This is a genomic window from Pseudomonas quercus, assembly GCF_012033695.1.
Taxonomy (GTDB): domain Bacteria; phylum Pseudomonadota; class Gammaproteobacteria; order Pseudomonadales; family Pseudomonadaceae; genus Aquipseudomonas; species Aquipseudomonas quercus.
On sequence record NZ_JAAVJI010000018.1, the window covers coordinates 35,108 to 57,431 of the forward strand.

Genomic DNA, 22,324 nt, shown 5'->3' on the forward strand with positions numbered 1-22,324 from the left:
GTTGCGCATCAATCGATGCGAAAACAACGCTTATTCTCCGTGGACGATTGACACAGAATCCTTGCAACAAGCGCTTACAAACATTTTAAGAAAACGCTGGAGAACAAAATGAGTCAACCGTCTACCCTGACGCCTACGGGAAAGTCCAGAGCAGGAATGGTGTTCCGGGTCACGTCCGGAAACTTCCTCGAACAATTCGATTTCTTCCTCTTTGGTTTCTACGCCACCCAGATCGCGGGTGCGTTTTTCCCGTCCACCAACGAATTCGCTTCCCTGATGATGACCTTCGCCGTGTTTGGCGCAGGCTTCTTGATGCGCCCATTGGGCGCCGTGATACTCGGCGCCTACATTGATGACGTGGGCCGCCGCAAGGGCCTGATCGTGACCCTGGCCATCATGGCCAGCGGTACGTTGCTCATTGTGCTGGTGCCGGGGTACGCCAGTATCGGCTTGTGGGCGCCCGCACTGGTATTGCTGGGGCGATTGCTCCAAGGGTTCTCGGCCGGTGCCGAACTGGGCGGGGTGTCCGTTTACCTGGCCGAAATGGCCACCCCCGGGCGCAAAGGTTTCTATGCCAGCTGGCAATCCGGCAGCCAACAGGTAGCGATCGTGGTCGCGGCGGCCTTGGGCTATGCGCTGAACCAGTGGTTGAGCCCGTTGGATATCGCAGCGTGGGGCTGGCGTGTTCCCTTCGCCATCGGCTGCTTGATCATTCCGTTCATTTTCCTGCTGCGCCGTAACCTGCAGGAAACCGAAGCCTTTGCGGCCCGCTCCCACCGCCCCACCATGAAAGAAGTGTTTGCCATCTTGGTAAGCAATGCACCGGTAGTGTTACTGGGCATGCTGATGGTGGCCATGACCACCACAGCTTTTTACATGATCACGGTGTATGCCCCAACCTTCGGCAAGACCGTCCTTCAGCTCAGCACCAGCGATGCGTTGATCGTGACCCTGCTGGTGGGCGTCTCGAACTTTGTATGGCTGCCCATTGGTGGCGCGCTCAGCGACCGTTTCGGGCGTAAGCCGCTGCTGGTGGCCATGTCCTTGCTGACCGTGCTGACGGCTTACCCCGCCTTGTCGTTCCTGGCCCAGGCGCCTTCCTTTGCCCACATGCTGGAAGTGCTGCTGTGGTTCTCGTGCCTGTATGGCCTCTATAACGGTGCGATGATCCCGGCACTGACCGAAATCATGCCCGTGGAAGTGCGTGTGGCCGGCTTCTCCCTGGCCTACAGCCTGGCCACGGCAGTGTTCGGAGGCTTTACCCCTGCCATTTCCACCTGGTTGATTCATGTGACCGGTGACAAGGCCGCCCCGGCCTACTGGATGATTGTGGCAGCCCTGTGCGCCTTCACCGCGACGTTGGTGCTCTATCGCCGCCTTGCCGCTCAACCGCTTGTTGCTGCTGTTCGATAAGGAAACACATTTAATGAATGCATTTTTGAAACCCCTGTCGGTATTGGCCTTGGCCTGCACCGCCTATGCCACCCAGGCCCAGGCCGAGCAACTGACCGTAATGACATCGGGCGGCTTCACGGCGGCCTACCAGAAGCTGGGGCCTCAATATGCGGCCAGCAGTGGCGACACCCTTACCACCGTACTGGGCCCTTCCATGGGCAAGGCACCGGAGGCAATCCCCAACCGCTTGGCCCGTGGCGAGCACGCTGACGTGGTCATCATGGTGGGCTACGCCCTGGATGAGCTGATCAAGCAGGGCAAGGTAGACCCGGCCTCCCGTGTGGAACTGGCCGACTCGCGTATTGGCATGGTGGTAAAGGCCGGCGCCGACAAGCCCGCCATTGGTACGGATGCCGAACTCAAGCAGGTGTTGCTCAACGCCAAGTCCATTGCGTATTCCGATAGCGCCAGTGGCGTGTACATCGAGAAAGAGCTGTTCAAGAAACTGGGTGCACAGGACCAGCTTGGCCCCAAGGGCAAGATGATCGAGCGTATTCCGGTCGGCTCAGTAGTCGCCAAGGGCGACTACCAGGTGGGGTTCCAGCAGGTGGCCGAACTGTTGCCCGTACCAGGTGTAACGTTCGTGGGCAAAATCCCGGAAGACGTACAGTCCGTGACCCGCTTTGCTGCCGGTATCCCCAAGGGCGCCGAACATCCGGCTGAGGCCAAAAAGCTGCTGCAGTACCTGGCGTCACCTGAAGTCCAAGACCAGGTGAAAGCCACTGGCCTGGACTCAGTGCCCCGGTAACCGCTCGGGCAATGCCCGGACCAACCGTTCCAGCTCAAGGGCCGCGGGCGTCAGCGTGCGCCCACGGCGCTTGAGCAGGCCCATTTCTCGCACCACCTCGGGTTCTACCAGCGCAATGCTGGCTAAAAAGGGGTGGGGCGATACGGGCATGGCGATCGAAGGCACGGCAGCAATGCCCAGCCCTGCCTCTACCAGCCCTAGCGCCGTGGTCACATGGCGTGCTTCACAGATACTGTCTTTTACCTTGTCCACCTTTGCTAAAGCGCGATCCAGCACCAAGCGGTTGCCCGATGAGCGGCCCAGGGTGATGTGGTCGTAGGTGTAGGCCTCAGCCCAGGTCACGCTTGTACGGGCAGCCAAGGGATGGTCGCGGCGACACGCGATTACGTAGCGCTCTTGCATCAAGGCGCTGAACTCGATTTCCGGGTCCAGGTTACCGGTGAAGCTCACGCCGAAATCGGCTTCACCACTGGCGACGGCCGCGCTGACTTCGTTGGCTGAGGCGTCGATGAGCCTGATCTTGATGCGCGGGTATTGCCCATGGAAGCTACGGATGGCGTGGGGCATGAAGTAGTAGGCAGCTGACGGTACACAGGCGATGGTCAGCGAGCCCCTGCGCAAGGCGCCGCCGTCTCCGACACTCAGCAAGGCCAAGTCCAGGTCGTCCAGCAAGCGCTCCACCTGGGGCAGGAAGGCGCGGCCTACATTGGTCAGCGACACTTTGCGGGTGGTGCGCTCGAACAGTTTCACCTCCAGGGCAGACTCCAGCTTTTCCACCCTGCGGCTAAGCGCCGACTGGGTAATACGAATGGCTTCGGCCGCTCGCCGGAAACTGCCGTGCTCCACGACGGCCCGAAAGGCCTGAAGGTCATTGAGGTCGAACTTGATGCTCACATGGTTGCCTGCTGGAGTGATCGTTCAACGGCATCGGAAGGCATGCCGTTCGCGGAGTGTCCCATAGCCAGCGGCCGCGAGGGAGCCTGTCGCAATGTTCACCTGGCTTGGAACGATAAAAACAGGGCGGCTAATGCCGACGCCGCGTCAAACACAGGCCTCGGCTGCCGCCACGATCTGGTTGCGCCCTTTGTGCTTGGCCGCATAAAGGGCGTTGTCGCTGGCCCGTATCCAGTCTTCCGGCGTAAGGAAGCTGGGTTTGAACGTAGCCGTACCGATACTCATGGACACCTGTGGCAGGTCCGGGCGGGCGACGAGTTCGGCTTCTAGCGCAACCTGCATCCTGGCCAGCCGGCGCGTGGCTTCTTGGGCATCGATACCGCTGAACACGACTGCGAACTCATCACCTCCAATACGCCCCGCTTTGTCCAGAGGGCCGGTGTAATGGTGAATGATGGCGCCAAAAACCTTGATCACTTCATCGCCAATCAGGTGGCCGTGCTGGTCGTTGATGCGCTTGAAGTGATCGATGTCCAGCAAGGCCAAGGTGGCATTGGCGTCTGACCCACGCAGGTGTGAGAAGGCGTCATCAAGGGCGCCGCGCCAGGCACCTTGGTTCAACAACTGGGTGAGGCTGTCCTTGCGGCTGAAATCCTTGAACGCCCGCTTGTGCCGGGCCAACTGCTCGGCCAGCCGGTAAGCGGCATTACCCACGGCAAGGGGGTACACGGCCAGCATGGGCAGGCAGGCATACACCTGCAGGGCTGTGGCCTCTGGAGAGAAACCAGGCCTGAGCACTGCGATGAAGACCCCTAACGATACGCCCAGTGTGACCAGGCACGGGCGTAATAACTTCGGGCCGCCTACGGCCATGCAGTTCATGCTTAACATGGACACCAGCAGGATGGTAGGCAAAGGGTTGAATTGCATCGCCGCCACCCACAGCCCGCCAAAGGCCGCTTCCATTATCATGTTGCGGCGCTCGACCAGGTAAGGCACGGCCACCCGGCGGGCCAGCAGAAAGGCCACGTGAGGCCAGATAAACCCATGGAACACCAGCACCGCCCACACCCATGGCGCTGCAACTGCTGGCTGCAGCGCAGCACCTACAGCCCAAAAGCCGATCCCGGAGCCGATAAAGCGGGGCAGGTACATGCGCTTGGCGAACGAACCGGGTTTGGCTGGCATAGTGGGTTGGTATCAATGGCGGAGGAGATAAGGGTAACGAAGGTTGGATGGCTATGTGCCATCTTTGTTCGGGCGCTCGCCATTCCGTCGACGGCTGGTAGTCAGCAGGCCACGCATCCCTGCGCGGCAGTCAGGCGAAATCAGGTCTTGAAACGCGCCACCATGCGGTCGAGGTCCAGTGCCAGTTGGGATAACTGGTTGCTGGCCTCTAGGGTTTGCTGAGTGCCCGCGCCACTCTGTACGGCCAGGTCTCGAATGCTGACCAGGGCGCGGTCCACCTCACGGGCTACGTGCGCCTGTTCTTCCGAGGCGGTAGCGATCTGCTGGTTACGGTCATCGATCACCTGAACCGAATCGCTGATCACCTGAAGCGAGCGGCCAGCCTCATCGACGGTACGCTGTGTGTGGTGAACTTCCTCGGTGCTGCTGCTCATGGAGGCCACCACCTGGGCTGTACCGGCCTGAATGGCCGAGATCATTTCGTCGATCTCCTGGGTCGAGGTCTGAGTACGGTGTGCCAGCGCACGCACTTCGTCAGCGACTACCGCAAAACCACGACCTTGTTCGCCCGCGCGGGCGGCCTCAATGGCGGCGTTCAACGCCAGCAGGTTGGTTTGCTCGGCGATTCCACGGATGACACTCAATACCTTGCTGATGTCCTGGGCCTGAGTGGCCAGCCCCTGCACCTGCCCGGAAGTGGTTTCCACTTTCGCCGTAAGGCTGCGCATGGCGTCGACAGTTTCCAGTACTTTGACGTTGCCCGTAGCGGCAGCCTGGGTGGAGTCCTTGGCCGCTTCGGAGGTGGACGAGGCATTGCGTGCCACCTCATCCACAGCAGCGCTCATCTGGTTGACGGCCGTGGCGGCCTGCTCGATCTCTGAGTTCTGTTGTAGCAGCGTACGGTTGGCGGTTTGCGTAACGGCGTTCATATGGCTGGACGCTTGGTTCAACTGCGCTGACGACCCTGCAATCTGCCCAATGGTGGTACGCAGGTTGCCCTGCATCTGGTGTAGCGCTTGCATCAACTGGGCCGCTTCGTCAGAGCCTTGGGTGTCTACGGTGCCTGTGAGGTCGCCCTTGGCGATCTCCTGGGCCACGAGCAGGGACGCTTTGATAGGCCGCGTCACGCTACGAATCAGCAGGGTGGACACCAATACGGTAAGGGCCAGGGCCACCAGCACCACGATGATCACCACCTGCACGCTGTGGCTGTAAACCGTCGCCGACGTGAGCCCGGCCTGCTGGGCCTTGAGGTTGTCCGCATCGCGCAGGGCGGTGAGTTTCTCTTGGTAGGCTTTGGCGTTTTCGGCTTGGGTGGTGTTGGCGAAGTTGACCGCCTGCGCGTGATCCGCAGCGTCCAGGCTTTCGATCTGGTCGAGGCCATTGAGGTAGCGGCCCATCAAGTTGGCCGCCTCGTTGAATTTGGCCAAGTCGTCGGGCGCCGTGATGAAATTGGTGCGGTAAACATCCGTTTCCTTATTCATCTGCTGTTTGGCAGCGTTCAGGTTGCGCTGGGCCAAGGCGCGGCCTTCCTCATCCTGGGTCGCCAGCAGGCGAATGCTTTCCAGGCGGGCGTGGAGCAGCGCAATCTGCAAGTCATCGCCGACCTGAATGCTGGGCAGCAGGTCTTTTTCCAAGTGCTGCTCGCTCTGGCGAAGCTGCTCAAGTTGAACGTATGCAAATCCTCCCAAGGCAAACAGCAGCAGCGTGATCGCTGCGAAACACAGCGACGCCCGAGGTGCGATGGTCATGGAACGGAGATTCATAAGAAGGCCTAAGCGCCGGTCGGCGAGTGGTGGGAATGTATACCGCCTATCGGCTGGCGCAGTGCCAGCTTGAGCGCTTCGTTACACCATTGGTCGCCCTTTTTTTCGGCAGTTTAGGGAGAAACGCTTCAGCACACGGCATGCGCCCTTAGAGCGCGCTTACCTGGCCCAAGGCGGCGAAGCGATCCTTCAAGTGTTCGTACAGTTGGTGCACGGCCGGGGAAAACTGCCTGCGGTGGGGGCACACGAAATGCAACGGCAGCGGTTCGCCTGGGATACCGGGCATTACCCGCTCCAGGCGCCCGGTAGCCAAGTCTTCACTGACGTCCAGCCAGGATTTATAGGTAATGCCTTCTCCGGCTACCGCCCAGCGCCGAACGATTTCCGCGTCGTCGCAGAACAATGGCCCGCCCACAGCGACCGTGGCGGCGCCGATACGCCACCGGTCATAAGCGCGTCCGTTCAACGGGTACAGCAGGCAGGCATGGTGTTGCAGGTCCTCGGGGGCCTGAGGGCGGCCATGGCGCGACAGGTAGGCCGGGGAGGCCACCAGCACGCGCCGGTTCCAGGGCGCCAGCGGGCGAGCGACATAGTTGGCATCCTCCAGCACCCCATAGCGCAAGGCCACGTCGACGGGGTCCCGGAACATGTCGGCCACTTGGTCGGAGATGAACAGGCGTACGGACAGGCGCGGGTGCTGCCCCCGGAACGCACTTAGCCAGGGCAGCACCAGGTTGCGGCCGATGTCTGAGGGGGCCGTGAGCTGCAGCACCCCTTGCAGCTCTGTGCTTTGGTGCCGCAGCTTGTCGTAGCCTTCCTTAAGGGTATCCAGGGCGGCCTGAGCATTGGGCAGGTAATGCTCGCCCTCAAGGGTGAGGCGAAGGCTGCGAGTAGAGCGCGCGAACAGCCGTACATCTAGTTCGCGCTCCAGCCGTTTGATGGCGGCCGCTACCTGACCCGGCAGCAGATCCACCTCCCGTGCCGCATTGGAGAAACTCCCAAGGGCTGCGGTGCGCACGAACAGGGCAAGGTCATCCAGGCGAATCATTTTCACTCCACGGGTGAAAGTGTTGGGTGAATCAACGTGTTTTTCTTTTTATCAGGCAAGGCGAGTATGCCGTCACTGCGCTCCATTTCCATCACCTGCGAGGAATTTGAATGAAAGCTGTTGCCTTCACCCACCATGGGCTGCCCCTGGACGATCCCCAGTCGTTGATGGACATGGACCTGCCAACCCCAGTACCCGGCCCCCGTGACCTGCTGGTAGATGTGTGCGCCATTGCCGTGAACCCCGTTGATACCAAGGTGCGCGCAGGCAACGCGGCCACGGACCCCAAAGTGCTGGGCTGGGATGCGGTGGGGGTGGTACGGGAAACAGGCGCCGACGTGACCTTGTTTCAGCCGGGTGACCGGGTGTACTACGCCGGCTCCATTGCGCGGCCTGGTAGCTACAGTGAGGTCCATGTGGTGGACGAGCGCATTGCGGGCCGCGCGCCGGCTTCGCTGAGCAATGCCGAAGCGGCCGCGTTACCCCTCACCTCCATCACGGCCTGGGAGCTGCTCTTTGATCGCCTTGGCGTGCCGGAAGGGGGTGGTGAGGGCGACAGCCTGCTGATCATGGGCGCCGCCGGTGGGGTAGGGTCGATTCTGGTTCAGTTGGCACGCCAGCTCACGAAACTGACCGTGATCGGCACCGCCTCACGGCCGGATACGCAAGCCTGGGTCACCTCCTTAGGGGCTCACCACGTGATCGACCATCACCAGCCGTTGCTTCCCCAGTTGGAAGCCATAGGGGTGGGCCAGGTCAGCCATGTGGCCAGCCTCACCCACACGGACAGCCACTTCACCCAGCTGATAGAAGTGCTGCGCCCCCAGGGCCGTCTTGGGTTGATCGATGACCCGAAAACCTTGGACGTGATGCCTATGAAGCGCAAGGCGCTGTCCCTGCACTGGGAACTGATGTTCACCCGCGCACTGTTCGAAACCCCGGACATGATCAAGCAGCACGAATTGCTTAACCGCGTCGCTGGCCTGGTGGATAAAGGCGTACTGCGTACCACCTTGGGCGAGCACTTCGGCGTGATAAACGCCGCTAACCTGCGCCGTGCCCATGCGCTGATTGAAAGTGGCAAGGCCCGTGGGAAGGTCGTGCTGGAAGGGTTCGGCGAGCCCCAATAAAGCACTGCCCCACGTAGGCCGGGGGTGTGCACTGAAACCGACCATTAACATCCACAGGGGCTTCAAAAACGCAAGGCGGTGCCGATAGCAAGGGCAGGGCTGGCTGTTTACCTAGGTAAACGCTTGCCCGTTCAGATGAAACAATGGGACGCAGGTACGGTCCGATGTCACAATGATATCATTTCCTGCCTGCTTCCATCCTTTGGCCCGTACCGCGGCCTGTGCCGGCACTGTTCGAGAACCTTTAATGCACACCCTTTATACGCAAATCGAGCAGGAGCTTGCCCAGCCGGCACGTGACGCTCCTTTCTCGCCCGCCTTGGAACAGCGCTATCAGCTGGACATTCAAGCTGACAGGCGCCGCCACCTGAGCATCTGCCTGCTGATCGGCACCTTGAGCTTCAACAGTTTTCTGGTGTGGCAGCTCATGCTGGCAGAGGACAACTTGTGGAAGGTGGCCCTGCAAATGATGGGCACCTCCGTGCCTTTCGCCACCCTTGCCTATGTGCTGCTGCACAAGGTACCGCTACGGTGGCGTGAAACCGTGGCCATGCTGCCTTCGTATACCGGTTTGTTCGTGGTGTACCTGATCATCGTGGAAGGCGCGAAGATCCGGGCCATGGACCAGACCCTGTTCATTTTCTGCTGGCCCTTGATGCTGGTATACACCAATACCTGCATGAAAAGCCCTTTCAGGGTGGCGCTGGCGTACAACCTGTTTGGCCTGGCTCTGACGGCTGTTGCGGTCGCCCAAACCTCAGTGAACATCAGTACGGGCGGCCTGATGCTGACCTCGGCCTATTGCTCGGCCTTTTTCTCTTTGCTGGGCAATTACTGGGCAAACCGCGAGGGGCGGCGTACCTACCTGTACCGCCTGCGCGAAGAGTTGCGCACCGCCTCACTGAGCAGCGCCAACCAGGACCTGAGGCTGCTGTCCCAGACCGATGCGCTCACAGGGTTGGCAAACCGCCGCCAGATGCAGCCGCACCTGGATCGTTTGTGGGCCCGACAGGTACGTGGCGATGCGACTGGCGCAGTGCTGCTGGTGGACATCGACCATTTCAAACGCTTCAACGATTTCTATGGCCACCTGATGGGCGACAGCTGCCTTCAGACCGTGGCGACCACCCTTCAGCAGGCCTTGAGGCCCGAGGATACCATTGCCCGCTTCGGCGGCGAGGAGTTCGTGGTGCTGCTCAATGACGTGGGAGAAGCCGAAGCACGGCAGATTGGCGAGCGCCTGCTAGTGAGCATTCGAAGCCTTAACTTGGTACACCTGGGCCGGGAGGACGGTGTCGATCACCTTACTGTCAGTATCGGTATGGCCCCTAGCAGCCTGGCGGGCGTAGCGGACAGCGCGGCGCTGCTGGACCAGGCCGATCGCGCGCTCTACAGCGCCAAACGGCGGGGGCGCAATTGCCTGGAGGTGGCCCAAGACAGTACCACCCACCCTGCGCGCACCTTGCCTACCCCTGAAGACCTGCGAACGGCCATGGCTGAAGGGCAGTTCGAGTTGTACTACCAGCCCATTCATCAGTTGCCCAGCCAACGCCTCACGGGCTATGAGTGCCTGCTGCGCTGGCGAAGCAGTGAACATGGGACCGTGCCGCCGGATATCTTCATTCCCATGGCCGAAAGCAGTGGCTTGATCGGCGCATTGGGAGACTGGGTGCTGGAGCAGGCCTGTACGGCCGCCACCGGCTGGCCCATGGCCCTGAGCTTGTCAGTGAACATCTCGGCCCTGCAACTCGCAGACCCGGAGATGCCTGGCCGCCTGCAACGTATTCTGGTGCGTACCCACTTCAACCCAAGGCGGTTGGTGCTCGAGCTTACTGAAAGCGTGCTGTTGGACATCGGGCCGGATGTGAAGGCGAACGTTCAATGGCTGGCAGACAAAGGCGTGAGGCTGGCACTGGATGACTTTGGCAGTGGCCACGCCAACTTGGCGTATCTGCTGCAATTGCCGTTTCAGTTGCTAAAACTCGATCGGCGCGTTCTGAGGATCGAGGTGGCTGGCCAGCGCAGGGAAGTGCTTGAGGCACTGTTGAAACTGGGCCGGGCCTTTAGCCTTGAGGTGGTGGCTGAAGGCGTCGAAACGGCTGAGGACCTGGCCTTGCTGTGCGAAATAGGCATGCACCAAGGGCAGGGTTTCCTGTTTGGCGGCCCCCAACCCCTGCCCATGGCCCACTCGCCTGAAGTGACGCTCATGGCCTCGGCCCGTTAGTGCTGGAGCACTCAATTACGGCCAAGGCAGCGTGCCCATCGCTCATTTACCCGCTGTGCGAACCAGGCGGTAGTGAGGTGGCGGGTGATTTTCGGGCTTTCCAGCGTAATGCCTGGCAGGATCGAGCGCGGCAGGGTTTTGCCACTGACCTTGTCTGCCAGTTCGAACACCCGTTGGTACACCCTGGTGTCTTCAAACGCCAGTTGGTCACCCTGGGACAGCGCCTGATGAATGTCGTTATCGCTCATGCTCAAGCGGCTGCCTAGGGAGCGCACTGCCAGCTCGGTCTGGCCAGGCTCATTGCTGCTGTAATTCACCAGGTCCCCATCAAGCTTCAGGCGCACCCGCACCAACCGGTTCAGCGCTGCCTGAAACGCTGCATTACGGCTGGCATAGTGGCCTGCATTGTAGTCAGCGAAGCGGTACAGGGGCTTGGGGTAGTGAGCTGGGTAGCCCAGCAGGTGCGCCGTACCAAAATATACGCCACCCCGGCGGCTGAACACTTCCTGCCGGACGGTGCCTTGGCGGGTATAGGGGTAGTTGCGGGCATTGCGCTCGGCGAAGGCGATGGCCACTTGCATCGGCCCGCCGGTGTGCACCGGGTTCAAGGTGCCGAACAACTGCTGGCCGAGGGGCACCATGCCGATAAGGTCATCGAACACCTCGCTCAGTTCCCGTTCCGATCGCACGCTGTCAATGCGCTGGGCATAGGTTTTGCCCGTAGGCGAACGGATGCCCAGGGCGGCGTCTACCAGAAAGCCAGGGACGTGAACGGCACTGGCGCGCCGGTCTATTTCCTGGCGGGCAATACGTCCCAGCCCTGGCACCTGCGGGTCGGCAGTGAAGTTGGACTCTTGCTCGATAACCGCAATCACTGCACAGAGGTTATCTGCCGTGGGGTCGAGCTTCTGGGCCTCGAACGCCACCTGGATATCCGTGGCCCAGCCTTGCCGGTCGTTGGCAGACGCGGGCAGCAGGCGCCCAAGGTCTGCACGTACCTGCTCAGGCGTAGGGGCAGCAGGCTGAGGTTGGTGGCTGCAGGCGGCCAACGCCAGTGCAGCCACTACCGTTGATAGTCGTTTCAACACGGTCAATTCAATGGGCTCAATGTAAGTGAACAATTGCGGTTTATGCAGGCCTGAGCCTCTGGAACGCCGTTCAATGGCACAATGCACCTTACTTTACCGCTTCGGAGACCACTATGCTCCGTTCATTCGAACGACGCCTGGACCCTTTCCCGCCTGATGAGGCACCACCACCGCCAAAAGGCCTTGGCCGCTTCCTGTGGGCCTGCACCCGCGGCGCGCGAGGTTATGTGGCCGCCATGGCCGTATTCAGCGCGGCCGTGTCCATTTATGAGGCTTGGCTGTTTTCCTTCCTGGGGCAGGTGGTAGACCAGCTTTCCACCTGGCAGGCTGGGGCGCCCATTGGGCCCGAGGAGCAACATGTGCTCTGGGGGATCGGGCTGGTGCTGCTGGCCAGTATCGGGCTGGTGGCCGTGCGCACCATGCTTCAGCACCAGGTATTGGCTATCAACCTGCCGCTGCGGTTGCGCTGGGATTTCCACCGGTTGATGCTGCGGCAAAGCCTCTCCTTCTTTTCGGACGAGTTTTCCGGCCGAGTGACCACGAAAGTGATGCAGACCGCCCTGGCTGTGCGGGAAGTGCTGTTTACCCTGATCGAAATCGTGCCGGGTATTGGCGTGTACTTCATTGCAATCATTGCACTGGCAGGGGGCTTCGACCTGCGGCTGATGCTGCCCTTCATCGGGTGGATCGTGCTGTTCGGGCTGGCCATGCTGTACTTCGTGCCGCGCTTGGGAAAAGTGGGACAGGAACAGGCCAATGCCCGGTCCTCCATGACCGGGCGCATCTCGGATGCCTACACCAATATCACCACGGTAAAGCTGTTCTCCCATACCAAGCGCGAAGCCCACTTTGCGCGGGCGGCCATGGAAGACTTCAAGGAGACGGGCTTTCGCCAGATGCGGCTGGTCAGCCAGTTCGAGATCGTGAACCAGTCCTTAGTGGTAGGGCTGATTCTGGCGGCAGGCGGGTATGCCTTGTGGCTATGGCACTTGGGTGAGGTGGGTACTGGTGCAGTGGCCGCCATCACCGCCATGGCGTTGCGGATCAACGGCATGTCCCACTGGATCATGTGGCAGATGACGTCCTTGTTCGAGAACATCGGTACGGTGCAGGACGGCATCTCCACCCTGACCCATGGCGCCAAGGTTCAGGACGCACCCAACGCCGGTACATTGACCACCCGTGGCGGCGAGGTGGTGTTCACGAACGTGTCCTTCAACTACAACGGCGAACGCCAGGTGCTCGATGGCCTGGACCTGACCATACGTGCAGGTGAGAAGATCGGCCTGGTAGGGCGTTCAGGGGCTGGCAAGTCCACACTGATCAACCTGCTGCTCCGGTTCTATGACGTGGACAGTGGCCAGATCCGTATCGATGGCCAGGACATTGCCAAGGTGACCCAGGACAGCCTGCGCAGCGCCATCGGCATGGTCACCCAGGACACTTCCCTGTTGCACCGGTCCTTGCGTGACAACATTGGCTATGGCCGGCCGGATGCCACCGACGAGCAGATTCACGCTGCGGCCGTGAGCGCCCAAGCCGACGGTTTCATCAGCCAGCTGAGCGACAAGCAAGGCAATACCGGCTACGACACCCTGGTGGGCGAGCGGGGCATCAAGCTGTCAGGTGGCCAACGGCAGCGCATCGCCATTGCCCGTGTGATGCTCAAGAATGCGCCCATCCTGTTGCTGGACGAAGCTACCAGCGCACTGGATTCTGAAGTGGAAGTGGCCATTCAAGAGAGCCTGGACGACATGATGCAAGGCAAGACGGTGATCGCCATTGCGCACCGGCTGTCCACTATCGCGGCCATGGACCGTTTGATTGTGATGGACCAAGGGCAAATCATCGAGCAAGGCACGCACGCTGAGTTGCTGGAGAAGAACGGCACCTATGCGCGGTTGTGGCGTCACCAGAGTGGCGGCTTCCTGGGCGAAGAGCAGGCCGTGGCCGAGGCTCTTGAATAGGCGAAACGCGAGGCAACCGTGGGAAGGGGCTTAGTGCGCCTTCCCACGCACGCTTGAGCCTCAGCAAACCAGTGTGTGGTCAGCAGTATTTGAGCCAGCCAATGTCCCGGCGGCGTTGCTTGAGCTCAGCGAACCATCGGGTTGGCAGGTAGAGTGCAACGGCTAGCCCGGCGGACCACAACCAGACACTCGTCAGGGTGTCGAAGCCGTAGTAGGCACCCTGGTTGAGGCCCCACACCTGGACGGCTGTCAGATAAAGCGCCTTGAGCACCAGCAGGTGCAGCAGGTAGAAAAACATCGGGGCACCCCCGTACTGGGACAGCACCCTCAAGAATCGACCCCCCTCAAGCCGCTGAAAACACGCCAGCAACACCAGGCCCACGCCGAGGGTCGGCATCAGAAAGAGCAGGGAAGGTGGGTACTTGGTCAAAGACAAAGCGCTCATGAGCGTGTGCAGGCTGCCCTCTAGGTGTTGCCAAGGCTTGTCTCCGTATACGTTCAGGTAGCGTACCAGCACGAAGCCTGCGATCAGTGCGAGGCCCCACGTCCACAGCAAACGGTGACGTTGCTCACGGTCAACGCTGCGGGCGAACCAGGGGCCGGCGCAATAACCCAGTGCTATAACGCCGATCCAAGGCAGCACGGGGTAGGTGGTACGGGCCCGGGTGTACTCGGTAATCTCAAGGAACGCCCGCTGGTGGAGGATCGACCAAGCCTCGAACCAGGGGGATTGCGGGGTGAGTACGATACTGTCCAGCAGGTTGTGCCCCGCCACGATCACTACCCCTAAGGCTATAAGGCCGGGCCGAGGGAGGTGAATCAAGGCCGCCAGTACCATCATGCTAAGGCCGATGGCCCAGATAACCTGTAGCCAGAGTGTGGCGGGAACAAAGGTCGCATTCCAGGCGAAGTTGACCAAGGTCAGTTCCAGAATGATCAGAAACAACCCACGCTTGAGCAAAAACGTGGATACCTCGGCACGGCTGTGGGTTTGGCCGTACAGGCAGGCGGACAGCCCCGTCAGAAACACGAACACAGGGGCGCACACCATGCTGCTCAGGCGAGTGAAAAACAGGTCAGGGGGTGTAGTGAGCGGGTTCATGGGGTCGCTGACCTGAACATGCAGAAAGAAGGTCTCGCGCACGTGATCGATCAGCATGAACAGCATTACCAAACCGCGAAGGGCATCAATGGCCAACATCCGTGAGCGAACCTGGGGGGTGTCCTGTAAAGCAGCGGGAGCGTTGAGTTGGGGCAATGTGGCAAGAACGGCGACCATGCAGACAGCCTCCATGAGTACGGATAATGTTAGTGTTATACCATAACATTCAAGGCGTGTAGTGTTCGGTGGCCTCACCTCACTCAACGATGGGTTTTCCCTTGTAACCCTCGGCCCGATACAATGACGGCTTTTCCCAGAGCACGCTCCAATGACCGACACACAACGCCTGTCCCGCCGCCTGATCGAACAGGTGGGCTGCTCTCGCCGCGAAGCAGAGCTGTATATCGAAGGTGGGTGGGTCACGGTGAATGGCAACGTGGTGGACACCCCGCAGTTCCAGGTGCAGGGCGAGCAGGTGGCGCTGCTGCCAGGTGCCAAGGCCGAGGCGCCGGAACCGGTCACGCTCATTCTCAACCAAGCGCCTGGGCTCGATGAGGCCGGTGCCTTGGCGTCCATTACCCCGCTTACCCAGGCGTCGGCCTTTGACACGGGCAAGCGTGTGCTCAAAGGGCATTTCAGCCGGCTTCAATGCCTGGCCCCGCTCCAGCCTGGCGCCACTGGCCTGCAGGTGTTCACCCAGGACTGGCGCACCGCGCGCAAGCTCACGGCCGAGTTCGGAAAGCTGGAGCAGGAGTATGTGGTGGAGGTGCAGGGCACCCTGCGCGCCAATGGCCTTGAATTGCTCAAGCGCGGGATCATCGTCCGCAAGCAGGCGCTGCCCGCGGCCAAGTGCAGCTGGCAGAACGAAACCCACCTGCGCGTGGCCCTCAAGGCGCCGACGCCGGGGCTTGTCGCGCAGTTGTGCGAGGCCGTGGGGTTGAGTGTCATCTCCATGCGCCGCCTGCGCCTGGGCGGCGTGCCCATGGGTAAGCTGCCCGTGGGGCAGTGGCGGTATGTGGCGGTGCCAGAACGGTTTTGAGGTGTTGCACCATTCCAACAGGCGCCCCTGTAGGAAGCTGGCGAAGCCTGCGAACCGGGCTCAACAGGTGGTGCTGCGGTACGTTCCCGGCCTACGCCTTCGGCTGCGACCGGTCCAACAGGGGCCGTGTAGGAAGCTGGCGAAGCCTGCGAACCGGGCTCAGCAAACGGTGCTGCGGTACGTTCCCGGCCTACGCCTTCGGCTGCAACCGGTCCAACATGGGCCCGTGTAGGAAGCTGGCGAAGCCTGCGAATCGTGCTCAACAGGTCGTGCTGCGGTATGTCCCGGGCTACGCCTTCGGCTGCGACCGGTCCAACAGGGCCGGTGTAGGAAGCTGGCGAAGCCTGCGAACCGGGCTCAGCAAACGGTGCTGCGGTATGTTCCCGGCCTACGCCTTCGGCTACGACCGGTCCAACAGGGGCCCGTGTAGGAAGCTGGCGAAGCCTGCGAACCGTGCTCAACAGGTGGTGCTGCGGTACGTTCCCGGCCTACGCCTTCGGCTGCGACCGGTCCAACAGGGGCCCGTGTAGGAAGCTGGCGAAGCCTGCGAATCGTGCTCAACAGGTCGTGCTGCGGTATGTCCCGGGCTACGCCTTCGGCTGCGACCGGTCCAACAGGGGCCCGTGTAGGAAGCTGGCGAAGCCTGCGAATCGTGCTCAACAGGTCGTGCTGCGGTATGTCCCGGGCTACGCCTTCGGCTGCAACCGGTCCAACAGGGGCCCGTGTAGGAAGCTGGCGAAGCCTGCGAACCGGGCTCAACAGGTGGTGCTGCGGTACGTTCCCGGCCTACGCCTTCGGCTGCGACCGGTCCAACAGGGGCCCGTGTAGGAAGCCTGCGAGCCGGACTCAACAGATAGTGCTGCGGTATGTTCCCGGCCTACGCCTTCGGCTGCGACCGGTCCAACAGGGGCCGTGTAGGAAGCTGGCGAAGCCTGCGAACCGGGCTCAACAAACGGTGCTGAGGTACGTTTTCGGCCTAGGCCTTCGGCTACGACCGGTCCAACAGGGGCCCGTGTAGGAAGCTGGCGAAGCCTGCGGACCGGGCTCAACAAACGGTGCTGCGGTGCGTTCCCGGCCTCCGCCTTCGGCTACGACCGGTCCAACAGGGACTCGTGTAGCACGGCCCCGCTTGGTGAGCTAAGCTCAGGCGCGCTTGGGCAAGGTCCAGTTCGGCCGGATGAAGTGGCAGGTATATCCGTCTGGAATGCGTTCCAGGTAGTCCTGGTGCTCGGGTTCTGCCTCCCAGAAGTCGCCCGCCGGTTCGATCTCGGTCACTACCTTGCCAGGCCAGAGCTTTGAGGCGTCCACGTCAGCGACCGTATCCTCGGCCGTGGCACGTTGCGCCTCATTGAAGTAATAGATGGCGGAGCGGTAGCTCGGCCCCAGGTCATTACCCTGGCGGTTGGGGGTGCTAGGGTCGTGGATCTGGAAGAAGAACTCCAGGATCTGCCGGTAGCTGATTTGGGCCGGGTCACACACAATCTCGATGGCTTCGGCGTGGTTGCCGTGGTTACGGTACGTGGCGTTCGGCACTTCGCCGCCCGTGTAGCCCACGCGGGTTTTCAAAACGCCTGGGTAGCTTCGGATCAGGTCCTGCATACCCCAGAAGCAGCCGCCTGCCAGCAGGGCGGTTTCGGTTTGGCCAGTCATCGTGGTTCCTTTGGGTCAAATACGGTCAATAGTGGCAGAGTTATCAGGGCGCTTTGGCGAATTCCAAGGGGAAGGATGCCGGTCCCCGATAATTGGAGTGATAATAACGCTATCGCTTGCTCATACCTTCATCCCTCAAGACGCCTTGAAATCATGCTCACCCTGACCTGGCTTCGCAATGCGATGCGCTACAGTGGCCTCTATGCCCAGTGGTTGCACGAGCAATTTACCTACGAATTCTTCGACCAACCTTTGGAAGGCTGGCAGCGTGAATTCGCCGAGGGGCAACATAATGGTGACTGGCAGTGCCTGATTGCAACTGAACACGGCCAGCTACTGGGGGGCGCATGTCTGGCTACCAAGGACTTGCCTTCAAGGCCGGACCTGGGGCCCTGGCTGGCCTGTGTGTTCGTGGCGCCATCGGCGCGCAACCGTGGCCTGGCTAACCAGTTGATCGAGGCCATATGCACTGAGGCCAAGGCCCAGGGCATGCACCGGTTGTACCTGCATACCCAGGACCGCCAACAGTACTACACCGACCGCGGTTGGGCGGTGGTGGAGCACTTCGAGCAGTGGGGCAAGGCCCACTGCTTGATGGTCAGAGCATTGGGCGCCTGAACAGGGGGTCAGCCCACCGTTTCCGTGGCCGGTGCGTACACGGGGTAATCCGTAAAGCCATGGTCTGTGCCGCCGTACATGGTGGTGGGGTCCACGGGCGTCAAGGGCCAGCCGTTCTGAACACGGCGGGGCAGGTCCGGGTTGGCAATAAAGGGCCGACCGAACGCGATCAGGTCCGCTAGGCCCGCCTCGATCAGGCGCTCACCTCGCTCTGCCGTGTAGCGGCCTGCGTAGATGATGCGGCCTGTGAAGGTGTCGCGCACGGCGCGGCGGAAGGTTTCCGGCAAATCAGGCGCGTTGTCCCAGTCGGCTTCGGCGATGGACAGGTAGGCCACACCCGCCTGCTCCAACACCTTGATGGCTTCCAGGTAAGTATGGTGCGGGTCGTCCTCAACGAAACCGATGTATACCCGGTCCTCATCTGTGCTGGTGAACAAAGGGCTGAAACGCACACCCAAGCGCTCAGGGCCTACCGCGTCCACCACCGCTTCAACCACTTCCTTGAGGAAGCGCAGGCGGTTTTCCAGGGAGCCGCCGTAGGCGTCGGTGCGCTGGTTGGCGTGAGCAGAAATGAACTGGTTCACCAGGTAGCCGTTGGCGGCGTGAATTTCAACACCGTCGAAGCCGGCTTCAAGTGCATTTCGTGCGGCCTGGGCATACATCGCTACCAGTTCGCGGACCTCTTCGGTACTCAATGCACGAGGCAAGGGTGGCTCGACCAGCACGCCCGCACCGGGGGCGGTCTCGATAAACGCCTTGACCTTCTGAGGCAACAGCGCCGACGGGGCTACTGGCGCGGCATCTTCTGGTTGAAGGGCGCTATGGGACACACGCCCCACGTGCCACAGCTGCGCGAAAATCACCCCGCCCTCGGCGTGTACGGCGTCCGTGACCACGCGCCAGCCAGCCACGTGTTCAGCGCTGTAGATGCCCGGCGTCCAGGCATACCCCTGCCCACGGGGCTCGATCTGGGTACCTTCCGTGACGATCAGGCCCGCGCTGGCACGCTGGGCGTAATAGCGCGCCATGGTCTGCGTGGGCACGTCTCCAGGTTGCGCACTGCGCTGGCGTGTCAAAGGTGGCATCACGAAGCGGTTCTTGAGGGTCTGGTGGCCCAGAGTAGTGGGTGTGAAGAGGGCAGGGTGTTTCATAAACATGAATCCTTAATCGGTTGAGCGAATTGCACTGAAGCAGTACAGATGGAAATCTGAATAGACCGGTCGTCTATAAGTGTTACGCAAAAAAAGCACTCCTTGGAGTGCTTTCACACGCGGTCTAACGTGGTGGCAGGCCCAGCAGTGCCCGTGTGGTCACCATGGCTGTATCAAAAGGCTGCAGGCTGCGATGGATCTTGACCATCACACTGGCCCCCATCCACAGCTGGTACAGGCTTTCGGCAACGGCGTAGGGCATGCCGTTGATGCGCAGCAGGCCTTCGCCTATGGCCCGTTCGATCCCGCCAGCCAGCCGCTCGATCACGCCGGCTGTGCCTCGTTTGAGGGCCAGGCGCATGGCTTCGGACAAGTCAGGTACTTCGGCACCCAGCTTCACCGCCAGGCATTTGCCCTGGCACTCCTCGAACGATTGGTTCGCCTGCCATTGGCTGAAATAGTCCAGCACCTGCTCGACCGGGTTTTTCCCTGGCGCGTTGAGCGTGGCGTCTACCTCGGCCTGGTAGGCTGTGAAGTAGGTGTCCAGCATCGCTTCACCGAACGCGTCCTTGGAGCCGAAATAGTGGTAGAACGATCCCTTCGGGACACCCGCAGCGGTCAGGATTTCATTGAGGCCTACCGCGGCGAAGCCCTTGCCCGCAATGATGCGCTGACCATTGGCCAGGATGCTGTCACGAGTGTCGCTGCTCTGAGCGGGCGCTGAAGTTTTCATGGGCCGTACCATAACGTTGATTAGACCGATCGTCTAGGCTTTATTGATGGGGTTGGTCCTTCTTGCCAACCCTTTCACATTTCATGATGCGTAATGGCCTGAATAGACGCTACCCTTGTGAGTCGGCATGAAAGTCAGCCCCACAACTAAGGTCGCGCGTACTTTCGATTTCCGTGAGCCGTGCTTTCAGGTCCGTCACCACTGCCTCATGGCCCCAGGCGCCGAGCACCAGGTGGCGCGGGGGTGACGCCATTTGCGTCAGGGCAATCATGGCTTCACCTGCGCGTACAGGGTCGCCCTTCTGGTTGCCGCTACCCTCGCGCGTGGTGGCCATGCGTTTGCCCGCCGTCTCCTTGTAATCCTCCAGGGTGGAGGGCGTCTGGTGGAGCGAACGGCCTGCCCAGTCGGTGCGAAACGGCCCCGGCTCCACGCAGGTCACGGCGATGCCCAGTGGCTTCACTTCCACGTTCAGTGCGTCGGAGAAGCCCTCGACCGCGTGTTTGGAGGCCGCGTAATAGCCAGAGCCAGGGTAGCCGATCAACCCGGCCACGGAGGTGATGTTGATCACATGCCCGCTGCGCTGGGCGCGCATAGTGGGCAGCACGGCGCGGGTCATGGCAAACAGGCCGAAGACGTTGGCATCGAACTGAGCACGGATCTCAGCGTCCACGCCTTCTTCGATGGAGCTTTGGTAGCCGTAACCGGCATTGTTGACCAGCACGTCGATACGCCCGAACCGTTCAAGGGCGGCTTGGGTGGCAGCACTTACTTGCTGGCTGTCACAGACGTCCAGGCTGAGCGTGAGCACACGGTCTTCGGCGCCTTTTGCCAGGTCGGCTACCCGCGCCTTGTCCCTGGCGGTGGCCACCAAGCGCCAGCCGCGCTGCACCACCTGCTGTGCGAGTGCCTGGCCGAAACCGGTGGAGCACCCGGTGATGAACCAGACCGGGCTGTTAGAGGTATCACTTGCCATTGTCGTTCTCCGTCGTGTAGCCGTGGGGGTGAAATGGGGCGCGTGTAAGTGCGACTCGCTACGCGCCGCCTGTGTTCAGTCAAATGCCCCAACGCGACTGGCGCAGGGTAGAATCCGCCCCTTTTCACCATTGGGCCCTGCCATGCAACCGCTTGATACGCCTGTACCACCTGCCCCTAACGGCAGTGAGCTGATCTACGGCCTCGAAGACCGACCGCGCCCGCTGGTGGCCCTCCTGGCTGCTCTGCAACACCTGCTGGCGATCATCGTGCCCATCGTGACGCCGGCCTTACTGATTTGCCATGCCCTGGGTGTGTCGCCGCGCGACACCAACCTGATTGTGTCCTTGAGCCTGATCGTGTCCGGCATCGCTACTTACGTGCAGTGCCGTCGCTTCGGCCCACTGGGTGCAGGCTTATTGATCGTTCAGGGCACCAGCTTCAACTTTGTGGGGCCGCTGATCGCCGGTGGCGCCCTGATGGTGAAGGAGGGCACACCTGTGGAAGGGGTGATGGCGGCCATTTTCGGTGTGGTGATCGCGGGCTCGTTCGTGGAAATCGGTTTGTCTCGCATACTCCCGTTCGTTAAACGGCTGATCACACCGCTGGTGACCGGCATCGTGGTGTTGATGATCGGCCTCACTCTGATCAAGGTCGGCCTCATCAGTATGGGCGGCGGCTTTGGCGCTATGGCCACGGGCACCTTCGCCAACGGTGAAAACCTGTTGCTGTCTGGTGTGGTGCTGGCGGTGATCGTGGTACTTAACAGAATCCCGCTGGTGTGGATGCGTAGCGGGGCCATTGTGATCGCCCTGGGGGTCGGCTACGCCCTGGCCGGCTACCTGGGCCGGCTGGACTTCACCGGGATGCACCAGGCCGCACTGTTTCAGGTGCCCACGCCGCTGCGCTTTGGGCTGGGGTTTTCCTGGAGTCTGTTTATTCCAATGCTGGTGATCTACCTGGTGACCTCGCTGGAAGCGATCGGTGATGTAACGGCCACCAGCAAGGTGTCCGGCCAGCCGGTGGAAGGCCCGGTGTGGATGCAACGCATCAAGGGTGGGGTGCTGGTCAACGGCGTCAACTCGCTGCTGGCGGGTGTGTTCAATACGTTCCCCAGCTCCGTGTTCGCCCAGAACAATGGCGTAATTCAGCTGACCGGCATCGCCAGCCGCAGCCTGGGCACGTGGATTGCGCTGATGCTGGTGGTGCTGGGGCTGTTCCCGACGGTGGCCGGCGTGATTCAGGCGGTTCCCGAGCCGGTGCTAGGCGGTGCCGCCATGGTGATGTTCGGTGCCGTGGCAGCCTCAGGCATCAACATCCTGGCGGGCGTCGACCTGGATCGTCGTGCGCTGCTGATCATTGCGGTATCCCTTGCCCTGGGGCTGGGCGTTAACCAGGTGCCGGAGTTTCTAGCGCACCTGCCCACTGCACTGCGCAACGTGCTGGAATCCGGTGTGGCGACCGGGGGCATCTGTGCGCTGCTGCTGAACTGGTTTCTGCCCCAGCACACACGCTGACAGGTAGGGTGTAGGTCGCCGTGTGTATAGGCTC

General features: G+C 61.4%; 18 protein-coding genes. 8 read left to right on the forward strand and 10 right to left on the reverse strand.

Annotation, left to right across the window (positions count from 1 at the left end; all coding sequences use genetic code 11):
- The first annotated feature begins 108 nt into the window (after positions 1 to 108).
- A complete protein-coding gene (tcuC, locus tag HBH25_RS21100; RefSeq protein WP_168085909.1) occupies positions 109 to 1,413 on the forward strand; it encodes an MFS transporter in 1,305 nt (434 codons plus the stop codon).
- Positions 1,414 to 1,426: 13 nt separating this feature from the next.
- Positions 1,427 to 2,203, forward strand: a complete 777-nt coding sequence (locus HBH25_RS21105; protein ID WP_168085910.1) for a substrate-binding domain-containing protein — start codon at positions 1,427 to 1,429, stop codon at positions 2,201 to 2,203.
- On the opposite strand, the gene HBH25_RS21110 is transcribed toward HBH25_RS21105, so the two are convergent.
- The 4 genes from HBH25_RS21110 to HBH25_RS21125 all read right to left on the reverse strand — a co-directional run bounded on the left by HBH25_RS21110 (position 2,189) and on the right by HBH25_RS21125 (position 7,099).
- The gene (locus HBH25_RS21110; protein ID WP_168085911.1) at positions 2,189 to 3,097 is read right to left on the reverse strand and encodes a LysR family transcriptional regulator; all 909 of its coding nucleotides are present in this window, start codon (positions 3,095 to 3,097) and stop codon (positions 2,189 to 2,191) included. The two genes, HBH25_RS21105 and HBH25_RS21110, sit on opposite strands and share 15 nt — an antisense overlap.
- A 147-nt stretch (positions 3,098 to 3,244) precedes the next feature.
- On the reverse strand, positions 3,245 to 4,285 hold the full coding sequence (locus HBH25_RS21115; protein ID WP_168085912.1) for a diguanylate cyclase: 1,041 nt from the start codon (positions 4,283 to 4,285) through the stop codon (positions 3,245 to 3,247).
- A 140-nt stretch (positions 4,286 to 4,425) separates the two neighbouring features.
- Positions 4,426 to 6,051 carry a methyl-accepting chemotaxis protein gene (locus HBH25_RS21120; protein ID WP_168085913.1) on the reverse strand — a complete coding sequence of 542 codons (1,626 nt, stop codon included), beginning with the start codon at positions 6,049 to 6,051 and terminating at the stop codon, positions 4,426 to 4,428.
- 148 nt (positions 6,052 to 6,199) lie between these two features.
- Positions 6,200 to 7,099, reverse strand: coding sequence for a LysR family transcriptional regulator (locus HBH25_RS21125; protein ID WP_168085914.1), 900 nt, complete (start codon positions 7,097 to 7,099; stop codon positions 6,200 to 6,202).
- Between the two features lie 110 nt (positions 7,100 to 7,209).
- On the opposite strand from HBH25_RS21125, the gene HBH25_RS21130 reads away from it, so the two are divergent.
- Together HBH25_RS21130 and HBH25_RS21135 are read left to right on the forward strand one after the other, a co-directional pair.
- Positions 7,210 to 8,229, forward strand: a complete 1,020-nt coding sequence (locus HBH25_RS21130) for a zinc-binding alcohol dehydrogenase family protein (RefSeq protein ID WP_168085915.1) — start codon at positions 7,210 to 7,212, stop codon at positions 8,227 to 8,229.
- A gap of 247 nt (positions 8,230 to 8,476) precedes the next feature.
- On the forward strand, positions 8,477 to 10,453 hold the full coding sequence (locus tag HBH25_RS21135) for a putative bifunctional diguanylate cyclase/phosphodiesterase (protein ID WP_168085916.1): 1,977 nt from the start codon (positions 8,477 to 8,479) through the stop codon (positions 10,451 to 10,453).
- A gap of 11 nt (positions 10,454 to 10,464) precedes the next feature.
- Here the strand turns inward: HBH25_RS21135 and HBH25_RS21140 are convergent, their stop codons facing one another.
- Positions 10,465 to 11,547, reverse strand: a complete 1,083-nt coding sequence (locus HBH25_RS21140; RefSeq protein WP_168085917.1) for a DUF1615 domain-containing protein — start codon at positions 11,545 to 11,547, stop codon at positions 10,465 to 10,467.
- Positions 11,548 to 11,654: 107 nt separating this feature from the next.
- Between HBH25_RS21140 and HBH25_RS21145 the strand changes: the two genes are divergently transcribed.
- A complete protein-coding gene (locus tag HBH25_RS21145) occupies positions 11,655 to 13,508 on the forward strand; it encodes an ABC transporter ATP-binding protein (RefSeq protein ID WP_168085918.1) in 1,854 nt (617 codons plus the stop codon).
- Positions 13,509 to 13,587: 79 nt separating this feature from the next.
- On the opposite strand, the gene HBH25_RS21150 is transcribed toward HBH25_RS21145, so the two are convergent.
- Entirely contained in the window at positions 13,588 to 14,787 is a 1,200-nt protein-coding gene (locus HBH25_RS21150) for an acetyltransferase domain-containing protein (protein WP_168085919.1), read from the reverse strand.
- Between the two features lie 151 nt (positions 14,788 to 14,938).
- Between HBH25_RS21150 and HBH25_RS21155 the strand changes: the two genes are divergently transcribed.
- On the forward strand, positions 14,939 to 15,649 hold the full coding sequence (locus tag HBH25_RS21155) for an rRNA pseudouridine synthase (RefSeq protein WP_168085920.1): 711 nt from the start codon (positions 14,939 to 14,941) through the stop codon (positions 15,647 to 15,649).
- Between the two features lie 1,143 nt (positions 15,650 to 16,792).
- On the opposite strand, the gene msrA is transcribed toward HBH25_RS21155, so the two are convergent.
- Positions 16,793 to 17,299 (reverse strand): peptide-methionine (S)-S-oxide reductase MsrA, encoded by a 507-nt coding sequence (msrA, locus tag HBH25_RS21160; RefSeq protein ID WP_168085921.1) that lies wholly within the window; start codon positions 17,297 to 17,299, stop codon positions 16,793 to 16,795.
- Between the two features lie 153 nt (positions 17,300 to 17,452).
- Between msrA and HBH25_RS21165 the strand changes: the two genes are divergently transcribed.
- Positions 17,453 to 17,917, forward strand: a complete 465-nt coding sequence (locus HBH25_RS21165) for a GNAT family N-acetyltransferase (protein ID WP_168085922.1) — start codon at positions 17,453 to 17,455, stop codon at positions 17,915 to 17,917.
- Between the two features lie 8 nt (positions 17,918 to 17,925).
- Here the strand turns inward: HBH25_RS21165 and HBH25_RS21170 are convergent, their stop codons facing one another.
- The 3 genes from HBH25_RS21170 to HBH25_RS21180 form a co-directional block, all read right to left on the reverse strand.
- Positions 17,926 to 19,068 (reverse strand): alkene reductase, encoded by a 1,143-nt coding sequence (locus HBH25_RS21170; protein ID WP_168085923.1) that lies wholly within the window; start codon positions 19,066 to 19,068, stop codon positions 17,926 to 17,928.
- 124 nt (positions 19,069 to 19,192) lie between these two features.
- Complete coding sequence (locus tag HBH25_RS21175) at positions 19,193 to 19,801, reverse strand: TetR/AcrR family transcriptional regulator (protein WP_168085924.1); 609 nt, start codon at positions 19,799 to 19,801, stop codon at positions 19,193 to 19,195.
- 109 nt (positions 19,802 to 19,910) lie between these two features.
- Positions 19,911 to 20,774: an oxidoreductase gene (locus HBH25_RS21180; protein ID WP_168085925.1), complete on the reverse strand. Its 864-nt coding sequence runs from the start codon at positions 20,772 to 20,774 to the stop codon at positions 19,911 to 19,913.
- 142 nt (positions 20,775 to 20,916) lie between these two features.
- On the opposite strand from HBH25_RS21180, the gene HBH25_RS21185 reads away from it, so the two are divergent.
- A complete protein-coding gene (locus HBH25_RS21185; protein ID WP_168085926.1) occupies positions 20,917 to 22,290 on the forward strand; it encodes a nucleobase:cation symporter-2 family protein in 1,374 nt (457 codons plus the stop codon).
- The last annotated feature ends 34 nt before the right edge of the window (positions 22,291 to 22,324 follow it).